Annotated in this window: 17 protein-coding genes; 5 read left to right on the top strand and 12 right to left on the bottom strand. The window is 65.3% G+C overall.

The window, feature by feature from the left end:
* Positions 1-50 precede the first annotated feature (50 nt).
* A complete protein-coding gene (locus tag VME63_RS12780; protein WP_325433738.1) occupies positions 51-959 on the bottom strand; it encodes a 5'-nucleotidase, lipoprotein e(P4) family in 909 nt (302 codons plus the stop codon).
* Between the two features lie 100 nt (positions 960-1,059).
* On the opposite strand from VME63_RS12780, the gene VME63_RS12785 reads away from it, so the two are divergent.
* Positions 1,060-2,079, top strand: coding sequence for an AI-2E family transporter (locus VME63_RS12785; protein ID WP_325433739.1), 1,020 nt, complete (start codon positions 1,060-1,062; stop codon positions 2,077-2,079).
* An 11-nt stretch (positions 2,080-2,090) separates the two neighbouring features.
* On the opposite strand, the gene bluB is transcribed toward VME63_RS12785, so the two are convergent.
* A complete protein-coding gene (gene bluB, locus VME63_RS12790) occupies positions 2,091-2,801 on the bottom strand; it encodes a 5,6-dimethylbenzimidazole synthase (protein ID WP_325433740.1) in 711 nt (236 codons plus the stop codon).
* A 9-nt stretch (positions 2,802-2,810) separates the two neighbouring features.
* Complete coding sequence (locus VME63_RS12795; protein ID WP_325433741.1) at positions 2,811-4,793, bottom strand: UvrD-helicase domain-containing protein; 1,983 nt, start codon at positions 4,791-4,793, stop codon at positions 2,811-2,813.
* A gap of 141 nt (positions 4,794-4,934) precedes the next feature.
* On the opposite strand from VME63_RS12795, the gene VME63_RS12800 reads away from it, so the two are divergent.
* Positions 4,935-5,567, top strand: coding sequence for a thymidine kinase (locus VME63_RS12800; RefSeq protein WP_325433742.1), 633 nt, complete (start codon positions 4,935-4,937; stop codon positions 5,565-5,567).
* A 32-nt stretch (positions 5,568-5,599) separates the two neighbouring features.
* Complete coding sequence (locus VME63_RS12805) at positions 5,600-6,373, top strand: hypothetical protein (protein WP_325433743.1); 774 nt, start codon at positions 5,600-5,602, stop codon at positions 6,371-6,373.
* Between the two features lie 28 nt (positions 6,374-6,401).
* Here VME63_RS12805 and mutM read toward each other — a convergent pair whose 3' ends face one another.
* The 5 genes from mutM to VME63_RS12830 are packed head-to-tail and all read right to left on the bottom strand — an operon-like array spanning position 6,402 to position 10,563.
* Positions 6,402-7,229, bottom strand: a complete 828-nt coding sequence (gene mutM, locus VME63_RS12810) for a bifunctional DNA-formamidopyrimidine glycosylase/DNA-(apurinic or apyrimidinic site) lyase (RefSeq protein WP_325433744.1) — start codon at positions 7,227-7,229, stop codon at positions 6,402-6,404.
* A 1-nt stretch (position 7,230) separates the two neighbouring features.
* Positions 7,231-7,722 carry a hypothetical protein gene (locus VME63_RS12815; RefSeq protein WP_325433745.1) on the bottom strand — a complete coding sequence of 164 codons (492 nt, stop codon included), beginning with the start codon at positions 7,720-7,722 and terminating at the stop codon, positions 7,231-7,233.
* Positions 7,719-9,041 carry a GldG family protein gene (locus VME63_RS12820; protein ID WP_325433746.1) on the bottom strand — a complete coding sequence of 441 codons (1,323 nt, stop codon included), beginning with the start codon at positions 9,039-9,041 and terminating at the stop codon, positions 7,719-7,721. Before VME63_RS12820 ends, VME63_RS12815 begins: the two co-directional genes overlap by 4 nt.
* Entirely contained in the window at positions 9,041-9,814 is a 774-nt protein-coding gene (locus VME63_RS12825; RefSeq protein ID WP_325433747.1) for an ABC transporter permease, read from the bottom strand. The genes VME63_RS12820 and VME63_RS12825 overlap by 1 nt, the downstream gene beginning before the upstream one ends.
* Positions 9,811-10,563 (bottom strand): ABC transporter ATP-binding protein, encoded by a 753-nt coding sequence (locus VME63_RS12830; RefSeq protein WP_325433748.1) that lies wholly within the window; start codon positions 10,561-10,563, stop codon positions 9,811-9,813. Before VME63_RS12830 ends, VME63_RS12825 begins: the two co-directional genes overlap by 4 nt.
* 177 nt (positions 10,564-10,740) lie before the next feature.
* Here VME63_RS12830 and VME63_RS12835 point away from each other — a divergent pair, with 177 nt between their 5' ends.
* Together VME63_RS12835 and VME63_RS12840 are read left to right on the top strand one after the other, a co-directional pair.
* Entirely contained in the window at positions 10,741-11,937 is a 1,197-nt protein-coding gene (locus VME63_RS12835; RefSeq protein ID WP_325433749.1) for a DesA family fatty acid desaturase, read from the top strand.
* Between the two features lie 68 nt (positions 11,938-12,005).
* Positions 12,006-13,118 carry a saccharopine dehydrogenase NADP-binding domain-containing protein gene (locus tag VME63_RS12840; RefSeq protein WP_325433750.1) on the top strand — a complete coding sequence of 371 codons (1,113 nt, stop codon included), beginning with the start codon at positions 12,006-12,008 and terminating at the stop codon, positions 13,116-13,118.
* On the opposite strand, the gene VME63_RS12845 is transcribed toward VME63_RS12840, so the two are convergent.
* The 4 genes from VME63_RS12845 to rpmB all read right to left on the bottom strand — a co-directional run bounded on the left by VME63_RS12845 (position 13,108) and on the right by rpmB (position 14,694).
* Entirely contained in the window at positions 13,108-13,524 is a 417-nt protein-coding gene (locus VME63_RS12845; RefSeq protein WP_414648262.1) for a thiol-disulfide oxidoreductase DCC family protein, read from the bottom strand. The two genes, VME63_RS12840 and VME63_RS12845, sit on opposite strands and share 11 nt — an antisense overlap.
* On the bottom strand, positions 13,514-14,068 hold the full coding sequence (locus tag VME63_RS12850) for a DUF4166 domain-containing protein (RefSeq protein WP_325433752.1): 555 nt from the start codon (positions 14,066-14,068) through the stop codon (positions 13,514-13,516). The genes VME63_RS12845 and VME63_RS12850 overlap by 11 nt, the downstream gene beginning before the upstream one ends.
* A gap of 208 nt (positions 14,069-14,276) precedes the next feature.
* Positions 14,277-14,444: a 50S ribosomal protein L33 gene (gene rpmG, locus VME63_RS12855; RefSeq protein WP_026635435.1), complete on the bottom strand. Its 168-nt coding sequence runs from the start codon at positions 14,442-14,444 to the stop codon at positions 14,277-14,279.
* A 13-nt stretch (positions 14,445-14,457) separates the two neighbouring features.
* Positions 14,458-14,694 (bottom strand): 50S ribosomal protein L28, encoded by a 237-nt coding sequence (rpmB, locus tag VME63_RS12860; protein WP_026635436.1) that lies wholly within the window; start codon positions 14,692-14,694, stop codon positions 14,458-14,460.
* Between the last annotated feature and the right edge of the window lie 30 nt (positions 14,695-14,724).

The raw sequence follows: 14,724 nt of genomic DNA on the forward strand, positions 1-14,724 counted from the left end.
CGAGTTCAGGCAATACTTTAGATGTAATCACATAAGTATTTGATATTTAATCATTCTATGCGCAAGGCGTCGATCTTCTGCTGCCGCCGCTGGTCGCGCGGGGTGCTCCAATCATTGTTGAACAGGGCCGGCTCCCACGAGCCGTAGGTCGGGTTGGGCAGCACGAACCAGCGGCGGCCGATCCAGTCCAGATAGGGCGCAATCGCCTGCACGCGGCCGGCCCGGGTGTTGCTGAGCACGGTGACGAAATCGCCGAGCTGGTCGCCGAACTGCATCAGCACGCGATAGTGCTGGCCGACCAGCTGGCGGCGGCAGTTCTTTTCGGTGCCGACCTGATCGCAGCCCTTGAGGATGGTGCCAAGGCCCAGGAACGCCTGCGGGCCGGACACGGGCAGGCCCACCTTGCGCAGGTTGTCAATGGTGGCGGCATCCAGATCCTGCGAGCGGTTGGAGATGTAGATCACCGCCACGCCATGCTTGGCCGCGAACTGCGTGAAGGCGACCGCGCCGGGCAGGGCGCGTGCATGTTCTTCCTTGCACCAGGCGGCCCAGTCCGCTTCGTTGAATTCCCCACCGCTGCGGATCAGGCGCGCCTGGTAGGGCGAGTTGTCGAGCACGGTTTCATCGATGTCCAGGATGACGGCGGGCTTGAGGTTTTTGTACGGCGTCAGGCGGTCATCCTTGGGCAGCGCATCCCACTGCTTGTCCTTGATCGCCGCCAGCAACTGCGACTGCGCGTCGCGGAAGGTTTCCAGGTAGATCAGGTCGTGTTCGGGCGCGGTCTGCGTCCATGCGACGGCGTTGAGGTTGTCGTCGGGGCGCACCGGCGGCGGCGCAAGCGGCGCGGCCGGCGGCGTGGCTGCAGCCGGCGCCGGCATGGGCGCTGCATGAGGGGCCTGGCTGGCACAACCGCAAAGCGCGAACAACGAGCCCATCAGCATGGGCAGGATCTTGGACATGGAGCACCCTGTGGAAGACATGAAGAAATAAACGTGCGTAGTCAGGATGGCGAAAGTTTATGACAGACTTGCCAGTACCTGATTTTCAGAGCAAGTGTCGATGCCTGTCTCCCTCGATCCTACGCGCGGCATTCGCATCGCCAGCTACGTGCTGGCCGCCGTCGCGATGCTGCTGGTGCTGGAAATACGCCTGTTGCCGGCCTTGTTCGCGGGTCTGCTGGTGTATGAGCTGGTACACGCGATGACACCGCTGCTGGGTCGGCGTATTTCCGGCGAGCGTGCGCGCCTGGTGGTCGTGACGGGGCTGGGCGTGATCGTGGTGGGGCTGCTGACCTTGCTGGTGGTTGCGCTGATCAGCTTCTTCCGCAAGGAAATCGGCAACCCGGACCTGATGTGGCAGCAGCAGCTGATGCCGATGGTGGAGAAGGCGCGCCAGCAATTGCCCGCCACGCTCACCGGCTGGCTGCCCGACAGCGTGGACGAACTGCGCGTGATGGCGCTGGATCTCACCCGCAAGCACGCACTGAGTTTGCAGATGGCGGGCAAGGAAACCGTGCGCGTGCTGGTGCGCATCGTCATCGGCCTGGCGCTGGGCGCGCTGGTGGCGCTCAATCGCGAGCGTCCGTCGCATCAGGTCGGGCCACTGGCCGCCGCGCTGGGCGAGCGTTGCCAGCATCTGGCCGAAGCCTTCCACAATATCGTGTTCGCGCAGATCAAGATCTCGCTGATCAACACCCTCGCCACGGCGGTGTTTCTGCTGGGCGTGCTGCCGTTGATGGATATCCACGTGCCGCTGGCCAAGACGCTGGTCGTGCTGACCTTCATCGCCGGCCTGCTGCCGGTGATCGGCAACCTGATTTCCAATACCGCCGTGACGATCGCCGCGCTGTCGGTGTCGGTATGGGTGGCGGCCGCCTCGCTCGGTTTCCTGATCGTGATCCACAAGCTGGAGTATTTCCTCAACGCGCAGATCATCGGCACGCAGATCCGCGCCCGCTCGTGGGAACTGCTGGTGGCGATGCTGGTGATGGAGGCGGCATTTGGCCTGTCGGGACTGGTCGCGGCGCCGATCTACTATGCCTACCTGAAGAGCGAGCTGGAAACCGAAGGGATGATCTGAGCGCGTTGCGCTCAATGGCCTTCGGCGGCCGTGCGCACCTGGGCCAGCAGCGCCTCGTCTTCCAGCGGCTGGCCCCAGGTATTGCCGTGCAGCAGCTGCTCCAGCGGCAGGCGCGAACGCCAGCCGGCGATTTCCAGTTCCGGGCGCGGCAGAAATTGGCTGACGTAGCCCAGGCACAGGTACGCGACCGGTTGCACGTGTTCGGGCAACTGCAATGTCTGCGCCAATTGTGCCGGATCGACGATGCTTACCCAGCCTACGCCGATGCCTTCGGCGCGCGCGGCCAGCCATAGGTTCTGCACGGCCAGGCAGGTGCTGAACAGATCGGTTTCCAGCATCGTATTGCGCCCGAGCACGTGCGGGCCACCGCGCTGGCGGTCGCAGGTGATGCACAGGTTGATCGGGCTGTCGACGATGCCTTCCAGCTTCAAGCGGCGATACAGCGCCGCGCGTTCGTCGCTGTAGTTGTTGGCCGCATCGGCGTTGGCTTGTTCGTACAGCGCCTTGATCTGGCGCTTGACCTGGATGCTGTCGATGACCAGGAAATCCCACGGCTGCATGAAGCCGACCGACGGCGCGTGATGCGCCGCGCGCAGCAGCCGCGCCAGCACGTCGGGCGCGATGGGGTCGGGCAGGAACTGCGAGCGCACGTCGCGGCGCTCGTGAATGGCGCGGTACAGCCCTTCGCGCTGTTCCGGCGGAAAGCCGTGGGCGTTGTTCATGCGATCACCTCAGTTGCCGGCCAGCATCGCGGCGATTTTCGCCATGTGCGATTCGGCGGTTTCGCGCACCGCTTCCTTGTCCGCTTCGGGATCCTTGCCTTCCCAATGCAGGTCGTCCTGCGGCAGTTCGTGCAGGAAGCGGCTGGGCTGGTTGCTGTGGATTTCGCCGTAGCGCCTGGTTTTGGACGACCAGGACAAGGTCAGCAGTTCCTTGGCGCGCGTAATGCCCACGTACATCAGGCGGCGCTCCTCGTCGGTGCGGCCTTCGTCGATGGCGCCTTCGTGCGGCAGCGTGCCTTCCTCGCAGCCGACGATAAAGACAAAGCGGAATTCCAGCCCTTTGGCCGCATGCAAGGTCATCATGCGCAGCGCGTTGCCGGGCTCCTCGCGATCGGCGTGGCTGAGCAGCGCCAACTGCGAGGCGAGATCGCCCGCGCCGCTGCCGCCTTTCTGCATCGCGCCGAACCAGTCGGCCAGTTCGCGCAGATTGCCAAGGCGGCGCTCGCGCAGCGCGGCATCGGCGGTGCCGGTGGCGATGTGCGCGGCGTATTGCGTGCGTGTCAGCACGCGTTCGACCAGGTCCGCCGCGCTTTCATGCAGGGAAGCGCTGCGCAATTGGTCCAGCAGATCCGAAAACGACGCCAGCGCCGCTGCCGGACGCGGCGTGAGCTGACGCAACACGCTGTCGCTGCGGATCGCATCGAGCAACGAGCTGTGCCGCGATTGCGCCAGCTGGCCGAGCTTTTCCAGCGTGGTGGAACCGATCTCGCGCTTGGGTACGTTCACCACGCGCAGGAACGCGGCGTCGTCGCTGGGGTTGGTGAGCAGGCGCAGATAGCACAGCAGGTCTTTCACTTCCGCGCGATCGAGAAACGACAGCGCGCCGGTGAGGTGATACGGCACGCGTGCCAGCCGCAGCGCTTTTTCCAGCGGACGTGCCTGGAAATTGCCGCGATACAGGATCGCCATGTCGTGCCAGCGCACCTTGTGCTTTTCGGCCAGCGTGGCGGCCATGCCGGCGATGCGCTCGGCTTCGTGCTCGCCGTCCTTGCACTCGATAATGCGGATCGGCGCGCCTTCGGGGTGCTCGCTCCACAGCTTCTTGGTGTGCAAGTGCGGGTTGTTGGCGATCAGTTGATTGGCGGCGCGCAGGATGCGCTTGCCGCAGCGGTAGTTCTGTTCGAGCTTGATGACGCGCAGGCTTGGCCAGTCCTTGCCGAGCTGGTCGATGTTCTGGGGGTTCGCGCCGCGCCAGGCGTAGATCGACTGGTCGTCGTCGCCCACGCAGGTGAAGTTGCCGCGTTCGCCGGACAAAGCCTTCAGCAGGCGGTACTGCGCGTCGTTGGTGTCCTGGTATTCGTCCACCAGCAGATAGCGCAGGCGTTCGCGCCAACCGTCGCGGCATGCCTGGTCGCTTTCCAGGATGCGCAGCGGCAGGCGGATCAGGTCGTCGAAATCCACCGCGTTGAACGCGGCCAGGCGCTGCTGGTACATCTGGTAGAGGGTGGCCGCTTCCAGCTCGCGCGGACTGCGCGCGGCGGCGAGGGCTTCCTCCGGCGAAAGGCCGCCGTTCTTGGCGCGGCTGAGCAGGTTGCGCAGGCCGAACAAAACGTCGGGTTTGGCCCCTTTGGGGGCCAGTTCCTTGACGATGTTTTCGCTGTCGTCGGCATCGAGCACGGAAAAGCCGCGGCGCAGGCCGGCGCGTTCGTGTTCGATCTGCAGGAATTTCAAGCCGAGGGCGTGGAAGGTGCACACGGTCAGCGCCTGCGCATCGTCCGCGCTCACCAGCTTGCCCACGCGCTCGCGCATCTCGCGCGCGGCCTTGTTGGTGAAGGTGATGGCGGCGATTTTCGAGGGCGGCAGCTTGCGCCGCTGCACCAGGTGGGCGATCTTCTGGGTGATCACCGAGGTCTTGCCGGAGCCGGCGCCGGCCAGCACCAGCAGCGGGCTTTCCACGTGCTCGACGGCGGCCAATTGTTGGGGGTTGAGCATGCGGCGACGGACCGGTAGGAAGGTGGCGGGCGTAGCGAACGATCCTAGCAAACGCCGGCTGCCCCGAGCAGGCTTGCGCCGGACCCGTTCCGATGGCAGCGCGGCAGGTTACCATGCGCCATTCGGCAACCCGGCGCCCGCATGGCCAAGCTCTATTTCTATTATTCGGCAATGAATGCCGGCAAGACCACCAACTTGCTGCAGAGCGCTTACAACTACTTCGAGCGCGGCATGCGCACGTTGATTCTCTCCCCGGCGCTGGACAACCGTTACGGCGAGGGCGTGGTGGCATCGCGCATCGGGCTCAGATCGCAGGCGCGGCGTTTCGTCGCCGACACCGACCTCCTCGCGCTGGTGCAGGCGGACATCGCCGAGCATGGCGCGCTGCATTGCGTGTTCGTCGACGAAGCGCAGTTTCTGGGCAAGGCACAGGTGTGGCAGCTGTCCGACGTGGTCGACACGCTTAACATTCCGGTGCTGGCCTATGGCCTGCGCACCGATTTTCGCGGCGAATTGTTCGAGGGCAGCCGCTACCTGCTGGCCTGGGCCGACAGCCTGGAAGAGATCAAGACCATCTGCCACACCGGCCGCAAGGCCACCATGGTGGTGCGCGTGGATGAACAGGGACGGGCGATGACCGAAGGCCCGCAGGTTGAGATCGGCGGCAACGAACGCTATGTCTCGGTGAGCCGCGCGGAATTCAAGAAAATTACCCAGGGATGCGGTCGCATCGAACTGAAACAACCCGGCCTGCCGCTGGACGACAAGCACTGATGCGCCGCGGCGCCGCGACAAGGAAACCAAGCATGAGCCACCCGATACCCTTCCCCGCCTGGCAGCGCCCGCACTGGCAGCCGAACGACGAGGAAATCGTCCTGCAGTTCTATGTCTTCGGCGATTTCAAGCCGGTCCGCGTACCGTCCGCGCCGTATGGCAGCGATGGCTTGCCCGAGGAAGTGGAACTGTCCAGCCACCACCACAGCAGCCTGCGCGAATGGGACGGCTATCCGCTGAAGGGGGCGCTGGGCGAGCTGTTCGAGAACGACTCGCCGGAGGCGTTCGAAAAAGCCGTCGCCGCGCCGCAAGTGCTGGTGATCCGCGGCCGCTTCAAGGACAGCCCCGACACCGGCTACCTGCGCGACGTGTTCGGCGTGCTGGCAGGCTTGCTCGACATCGGCGGCGTGGCCATCCTCGATCCGCAGATCCTCACCTTGTTCGACGCCGAGGAGTGGCGCGACCGCTATGTGGTCAAAGACGGCGCGCCGTTGCGCAACCATGTGCTGATCCTGCGCGACCAGGAGGAAGATTCCGATCGCCTATGGATCCACACGCGCGGCCTGCGCAAGTTCGGCCGCCCCGACATCAGCCTGCATGACGTGCCCCCCGCCCAGGTCGATCGCGCCGGCACACTGGTGCAGCGCCTGATGGAGCTGCAGGCGCTGGGCGCGCGCTTCGTCGATGGACAGACGCTGGACGTGGACGGCATGTTCGGCGGCCTGGTGGCCGAACTCGGCGGCGGCTACGACCATCCGCAGTTCAACAACACCTACGTGGCGTTCTACTGGCCGGGCCACGAATGAGTTTGCGCAAGGCGGGCGCGCAAGGTGCTCACTTCTGGCAGCGTGGACACCAGAAAGTCGAGCGCTGCCCGAGCACGGCCTGCCGGATCGGCGTGCCGCATACCTTGCACGGTTCGCCTTCGCGTCCGTAGACGAACAGTTCGCGGAAGAAATAACCGGGTGCCCCGTCCGGATTGAGGAAGTCGCGCAGCGTGGTGCCGCCGCGTTCGATCGCCCACGCCAGGATACGCTTCACTTCCGCGGCCAGCCGTTCGTAGCGCGGGCGCGTCACGGTGCCGGCGGCACGGCGCGGATCGATGCGGGCGGCGAACAAGGCTTCGCTGGCGTAGATGTTGCCCACGCCCACCACGATCGCGTTGTCCATCAGGAATAATTTCACCGCCGCCTTGCGCCCGCGCGAGCGCCGCCACAGCAGCGCGCCATCGAACGCATCGGTGAGCGGTTCGGGGCCGAGTCCGGCAAGCAGTTCGTGCGTGGTGCCGGGCGGCTGCCACAGCAGGCAGCCGAAGCGGCGCGGATCGGTGAAGCGCAGGATGCGCTCGCCCGTCTGCGGGTTCGGCTCCAGCAGCAGGTCTACGTGATCGTGCGCGCCGGGTGGGATGTCCGGCGGCAGCACGCGCAACACGCCGGTCATGCCCAGATGGAGCAGCGCGCTGCCGGCGGCGGTATGCAGCAGCAGGTATTTGGCGCGGCGCTCCACCTCGTCGATGCGCTGTCCCGGCAGCAGCTGGGAAATTTCGCGCGGAATCGGCCAGCGCAGATCGGCGCGGCGCAACGTCACCTTTGCAATGCGCCGGCCGATCAGGTGCGGGGCAATGCCGCGCCGGGTGGTTTCCACTTCGGGCAGTTCCGGCATGTCACTGTGCCTTGATCGATGCGCTTTGCGCCGAACGGGGCATGTAGCGCAGAGAAACGATGCCGACCCGCTGGCCGTCCAGCACGTAGCAGGACTGGCCGATCGCGGTCATGCCGCCAAACAACAGCGTATGGCCGTCCAGATCCAGTCTTGCCTGCGCGGGCGAGAGACCGATTTTCGCCGGATCGTAGCGATCCATCGGCTGCCAGCTTTGCACCGGCGCGGCGGCGATGCGCGTCAGTTCGCCAAGGCGCAGGTCGTCCGCGCGGGCGAGCCTGGGCTGGTCGGTGCGCCACCAATGGCCGTTGCGTTTGAGATAGTGTTCAGCCGCGTTGCCGATCTGCAGATCCACGTGCGTGATCGCATCGGGATCGATCGCAAGCAGCGTGCCCGGCGCGGATGCGCGATCGCTGCGCAATTGCCACCACGCCGCCGCCAGCAGCGCCAGCACGGCGGCGGCGAACACCCGTTGCCGACGCACTGCACGTTTCATGCGCGGCGCCGGCGCCAGGCGATCAGGCCGCCGGCAATGATCAACAGCAGCGGCATGCCGAGGATGTAGGTGATGCTCAATGCATCCAGTCGGCCTTGTGAAATCATCAGTACGCGATCGGGCGCGCCGCGCGGCGGCATGTTGATCAGAGCGTCGTCGCCGAGCAGCCAGTTGAAGATGCGCTCGCCCAGCGCGCGATTGCCGCCGTTGCCAAGATAGCTGTTGGAAAGAAAATCGCCGTTGCCGATCGCCACCACGCGTTGCTCGCTCTTGGCGGGGCTGGGCGAAAGCCGGCTGAGCGCGAAGCCGAAATCCAGCGGCCCCTTCAGCGCATTGGCCTGCGCGGCTCCGACCGATTGGGTGCTCGCCTGTGCGCTGGAGCGCAGGAACGGCACGATCTGCCAGTCGCTTTTGTTTACTTCGGCCAGCGGCGCCACTTCGGGGAACAGCGTGGTGAGCGTGAAGCCGCGCGTGATGTCGCTGGGCGGATAGTCGCCCAGTACGATCATGCGCGGGTCTTTCAGGCCGGCGGCGGCCGAGGCATCGACCAGTTCGCCGGGCAGCACGCGAATGCCCAGCGCGTCGGCGAGCGGTTGCAGGCCCGGATCCTGGTTGCCCGGATCGGCCAGCCACAGCAGGTTGCCGCCGCCGCCCACGTAATCGACCAGCGCTTTCACCGCACCGGGCGATAGCGCGGCCTGCGGACCGGCCAGCACGACCAGGTCGGTGTGCTCGGGAACGCGGGTGACTTGGGAGAAATTCAACGGCACCGCGCGCATGCCGCTGTGTTCGAGCTGCTGCACAAAGATGCCCAGGTCCGCGTTGGCATCGCCGTCGGCGCGGCGCTCGCCGTCGCCGGTGACGAAGGCCACGATGCGGTCGTTGCCGCGCACCAGGCGCTCGAACGCGTCGGTAAGGCTGCGTTCGGTAAGCGTGTCCAGGCGCTGTTCGCGATCGCGATAGTGCAGAATCAATTCGCCATCCACCGTAATCCCGAGGTTGCGCATCGCGGCGGGGTCTTTCTGTGGATCGACGAAGCTAAGGTGCAGATCCGGCTTGGCCTGCTGGTAGCGTTTTAGCGCTCTGGCCACGCTTTCGCGCAGGTCGCCTTGTGGACTGGCGTAACTGACCATGTCGATGGGGCCATTGGCTTTCGCCAGGATCGCGCGGGTCTGCGGCGGGATGCTGGCACGGCCCAGATAACTCCAGTCGCTCACCACCTCGTGGCGCGAAGTGAGAAAACCGGCGGCGCCGGCGGCGGCCAGCACCAGCAGCGCAAACAGCCAGCCGCGAAGCCGCCGCATGAACGGTATGCTCATCAGCCGCGCTCCTTGTCCGATGCCAGCCGATGGATGCCCAGTGCCAGCGCTACCGCGATGGCCAGCAGGAACCAGCTGACATCGACGCTCGAAACCAGGCCGCGCATCATGTTGTCCTGATGCGTGCTCATCGCCAGCCAGTTGATGAACCCGCTGTCGACGCCTGCGTGCTGCGCGCCGAGGTTGACGCAATAGAGGGTGACGCTGACGATCAGCGCCAGTGCCGCCGATGCGGCCGGATGCTGCGAAAACGCCGAACACGCCAGGCCGATGGCGGCGAGCACCGCAAGCGTGAGGAAGGTGCCGAGCGTCGCCGCCGCCAGCTTGCCCCAGTCCAGATGCGCACCCTGCGCCATGCTCACCGGAATGGCGAGCGCCAGTGCCAGCCACAGTGCAAGCCAGACCAGCACGGCCAGGTATTTGCCGATGAAGATGCGCGTGGCGGACAGGCCGCTTGCATACAGCAGTCCAAGCGTTCCGGCCGCGCGCTCGGACGCCAGGCTGGACATGGTCAGCAGCGGCACGATCAGCAACGCCAGCTCGGCCAGCGCGAACGGCAACGCGATGCTGCTCAGCAACGGCATGATGACAATGTCGGTGTAGCCGGGGCCATCGGGAATGCTGGCCAGCTGTACCTGGTTCATCAGGAAGAACTGCAGCAGCAGGGCGAAGCGCCAGCCCAGCTCCGCCAGCGCGAGCGCGCCGATGATCCAGCCCAGCGGGCGTACGAACAGGCGGCGCAATTCCAGCCGCGTCACGGCAAGTAGCGTCATGCGGGCTGCATCCTGCCGGCCAGGGCGATGTCGAAGAAGGTTTTTTCCAAGGCGGTGTGTCCGTTCGCGTGCAGGGGCTGGTCGTAGCGCAGCGTGCCTTCGTGCAGGATCGCAACGCGGTCGCAGACCGCGGTGACCTCCCCCAACTGATGGGTGGAGAGGATGACCGCCGTGCCCGCCGCCGCCACTTCGCGCAGCAGGCCGCGAAGTGCGACCACCTGCACCGGGTCCAGCGCATTGGCCGGCTCGTCCAGCACCAGCAAGGCCGGGCGATGGAGCAGGGCGCAGGCCAGCCCCAGGCGCTGGCGCTGGCCCTGGGACAGCACGCCGGCAAGGCGGCGCTGCAGGTCGTTCAATTCCAGCCGGGCCAGCACCGCGTCGCCGGCTCGCTTGAGATCGGCCCCTTTGAGCCCGCGCAGGCGGCCATGGGCGTCAAGATGTTCGCGCACGGTCAGTTCTGGCCACGTTGGGGCACTTTCCGGCAGCCATCCCAGCACCTGCCCGGCCTGTTCCGGGTACTCCTGGAAGTCCTTGCCCTGCAGTTCGATGGTGCCTTCATCGGGCAGCAAGGCCCCCGCGATCATGGCCAGGGTGGTGGACTTGCCGGCCCCGTTGATCCCAAGCAGGCCAAGCACTTGCCCGGCCTCCAGGGTCAGGTTGAGCTGGTGCACGGCCGGGCGCCCGGCGCGTTGCCGGCTGACGCCTTCGAGTTTCAGTACGGGAGGTGAAGCGGGTTTGGGCGCGTTCATTGCATGATTGTCCGGGGGACCCCATCCCTCGCACAACCGTCAGCCGTCACGCATGCCGCATGTCGGCGCCAAAGTGAACGCTTTAACGGAAGCGCAAGCGTTGGGGTCCTACCATGCTGGTAGGTACGGACGCCCTCGACTAGACTGCCTTTTCAACCATCCCCGGGTTCTTTCACGATGTTCGACGTAGTGCTGCATTTTCTTGCCGGCGGTCTGGCCCAGGCTGGCTGGGTGGCGACGCTGATTTACCTTCTGGTGGTCACGCAGATCACCATTTTCACCGTCACCCTTTACCTGCATCGTTGCCAGACGCATCGCGGCATCGACATGCATCCGTCCATTGCGCATTTCTTCCGTTTCTGGGGCTGGCTCACCACGGGCATGGTCACCAAGGAATGGGTGGCCGTGCACCGCAAGCACCACGCCAAGGTGGAAACCGAGGAAGATCCGCATAGCCCGCAGATCTACGGCATCAAGAAGGTGTTCTGGGACGGCGTGTCGCTGTACCGCGACGCCAGCTTCATCAAGGAAGACCTGGAGAAATACGGCCGCGGCACCCCCGACGACTGGATCGAGCGCAAGCTCTACACCGCCCATCCGTACTGGGGCCCGGCGCTGATGATGATCATCGACGTGGCGCTGTTCGGCGTGATCGGTCTGGCGATCTGGGGCATCCAGATGGCGTGGATCCCGTTCTGGGCGGCCGGCTTCGTCAACGGCATCGGCCACTGGTGGGGTTATCGCAACTTCGAAAGCTCCGACACCGCCACCAACCTCATCCCGTGGGGCTTCTGGATCGGCGGCGAAGAGCTGCACAACAACCACCACGCCTTCCCCAGTTCCGCCAAGTTCGCCCTGCGCAAGTGGGAGTTCGACATCGGCTGGGCAATGATCTGCCTGTTGCGCGCGGTGGGCCTGGCCAAGGTGCTGCGCGTGGCGCCCACGCTGGATGTGCGCCCGAACGTGCACCTGCCCGATGCCGAGACGCTCAAGGCCGTGCTTACCCATCGCTTCCAGGCGATGACCGACTACTACCGCCACGTGATCGTGCCCACCCTGCGCGAGGAAGCCCAGCACGCCGGCGAAAGCATCAAGGCCACCCCGCGCCGCATGCGCCGTGCGCTGGCCGATGGCGGCCGCTGGCTGGACGGCGAAGGCCGCGAGCGGATGCAGGCGGTCCTGGCCAAGCGCCCGATGCTCAGCACGGTGTGCGACTTCCGCAATCGCCTGGCCGAATTGATGGACCAGCGCGGCGCCGAGCAGGCCCTGAAAGGGTTGCAGCAGTGGATTGCGGAAGCCGAGCAGAGCGGCATCCGCGTGCTGCAGGATTTCGCACAGCGTCTGAAAGGTTATTCGCTGGCCGCCAGGATCTGAGCAGCCGGCCCATTGGCTAAGATGAAAAGCCCGCCCTCGAGGCGGGCTTTTTTGTGGACAGGTGCGGCATGGCGATGCGGATTCTGTTGATCGGTGCCACAGGGGTGTTCGGTGCGCGCATCGCCGAGCGCCTGGCGCACAATGCGCGGTTCGAGTTGATCCTTGCCGGGCGGACTCCGAAGGCGCTTGAGCGCCTGCGCGATGAGATCGGCGATGCGACCCTTCGGGTTGCCGTGATCGACGTGAATGCCGGCGATTTGGAGACATCCCTGCGCGACTGCGCGCCGGGCATGGTGATCCACGCGGCCGGGCCATTTCAGGCCCAGGATTACCGCGTGGCGAAAGCCTGCATCGCCTGCGGCAGCGACTATGTGGATCTGGCCGACGGCCGTGATTTCGTCGCCGGCATCGGCACGTTGGATGCTAAGGCGCGCGAGGCGGGTTGTCTGCTGGTCAGCGGTGCGTCGACAGTGCCTGCGCTGAGCAGTGCGGTGGTCGATCATCTGCGCGATCGCTTTTCCTTGTTGACGGCCATCGATCACGCCATCAGTCCGGGCAATCGCACGCCGCGCGGCGATGCGACGGTCGCCGCGATACTCGGCTATTGCGGCCGCCGCATGGCGGTGTGGCGGAATGGTGCGTGGCATGTGGGGTTCGGATGGCTTTCGACGCGACGCGTGCGTTTCATGTCGGGTCCGCGCTGGGTGGGCTTGTGCGACGTTCCGGACCTGGCGCTTTTCCCCGAGCGTTATCGCGGCGTGCGTCGAGTGACGTTTCGGGCCGGACTGGAACTGCGCCGCCTGCATTTCGGTACATGGCTGCTGGCATGGCTGGTGCGTCTGGGCCTGGTGAAGCATCTTGCGCGCCATGCGTCGCGATTGCGCCGTATCAGCGAATGGTTTCTTCATGCGGGCACCGATGAAGGCGGCATGGTCGTAGCCTTGCAAGGCCTCGACGTTCACCAAAGGCCTTTGCATTTGCGCTGGTCATTGCACGCGCAGGCCGGTCACGGGCCCCACATACCGGCGATGCCCGCGGTGTTGCTGGCTCGAAAAAAGGCCGAGGGCAGCCTCAAGGTCAGCGGAGCCATGCCGTGCATGGGGTTGTTCGATCTGGATGAAGCGTTGTCCGCGCTGGGCGATGATGAGATCCGCGCCACGCTCGATGTGCTTACGACATGAAGCGCGAGCGTTGCTCGGGCGTCGGCACGAAGCACTGCTCGCTGCGCCCGAAGATGCGGTAGCGATGACGCGCGACCAGGCGATACGCGGCGTCGCGCAAGCGCCGAGGCATGAACAGCAGCGCAGCGCTGAGCCAATGCCAGCGTTTGCCGGGCAGTCCGCGCAGCACACGTGCTATGGCGGTGGTATCGGTATAGCCGTTGTTGCCGTCAACCAGAAGCATCGAAAACGGAGAGTCTGGATCCAGTCCATGCGTTTGCAGCAGCCGGCGGCCGCTGTCCGATTGCATGGGCGCAAACCGGTAGCGACCTTCGCGATCGTGCGTGAGCAGAAAACGCACCCAGCGGCTGCACAGCAGGCAAACCCCGTCGTAGACGATCACAGGTGGGGTGGCGTCATCCGTCATCGGCAACGATCTCCAGCCAGCCATGATAGGCAACGAGCCTGCCTATCCACGGCAATTGCGTATCGATGTCGAAGGCGTAGCGACCCTGGCGTTCGCCGCTGCGCGACATCACCTTGCCCAGCCACGCGGTCGGCACGCGCACGCCCAGCAGCCATGCGCGATCGACATGCCATGGGATGCCGTGCGCATCGGGGTGCAAAGCAAAGCGCAACGTGATCGGCCCCAGGCGTTCGAGCAGATGCTTGCCTTGCGCGTCGGCGTGCAGGGTGGAGCGCATCTGGCCAAGTGCGAAGCGACGCGTCCAGGTTTCCCGCGTGCCCTGGCGTTCAATGCAAACGTCGACCGCTTGCTGCATGCCCGGCGGCGGCAGTCCGAGCAGGCGCCGCAAGAGTCGGGCGAGAGGATGGCTGCTGCCATCCACATCGGCCACGCCTTGTGCGAACACGCGTGGCGTATCGCCATGCATGCGCCGCACGGTCTCGGGCAGATTGCGCCAGGCACGCAGGCCCAGCAGGTTCGGGAAAAGCGCCGGTGCCGTCTCCATGGCGGCGATCATGCGCAGCCGGCGCGGGTGCTGACAAGCGGGCAAAAGAAACCCGCCACAAGGGCGGGTTACTCGTGTCGAGGCGGGATGCGTTGCTTGGCTCACCCTTCGGGGGCGGTTCTTCCAACGGCGCCGCGCCTCGCGCTGCGTCCGGCTTTCGCCGGCGTGACATGACGGCCGCCATGCGCTACGCGCACGGGCCGTTGCGTCACTTGATCTTGCCTTCCTTGTAGATCACGTGCTTGCGCACGACCGGATCGTATTTCTTGAATTCAAACTTGTCCGGGGTGTTCTTTTTGTTCTTTTGCGTGGTGTAGAAGTGGCCGGTACCGGCCGAAGAGATCAAACGGATCTTGTCGCTCTTGCTCTTGGACATGACTTAAGCTCCCTCAGATCTTTTCGCCACGGGCACGCAGGTCGGCGATCACGGCCTCGATGCCCTTCTTGTCGATGGTGCGCAGCGCCTGGTTGGAGACGCGCAGTTTCACCCAGCGGTTTTCGCTGGCGACCCAGAAGCGGCGCTCATGCAGGTTGGGCAACCAGCGGCGACGGGTCTTGTTGTTGGCGTGCGAGACGTTATTGCCGGTCTGCACACCCTTTCCGGTGACTTGGCATACACGGGCCATGATGACCTCCGTAAATTTGTCTACCGCCCG

The sequence above is a fragment of the Dyella sp. genome (assembly GCF_035503745.1).
GTDB lineage: Bacteria > Pseudomonadota > Gammaproteobacteria > Xanthomonadales > Rhodanobacteraceae > Dyella_B.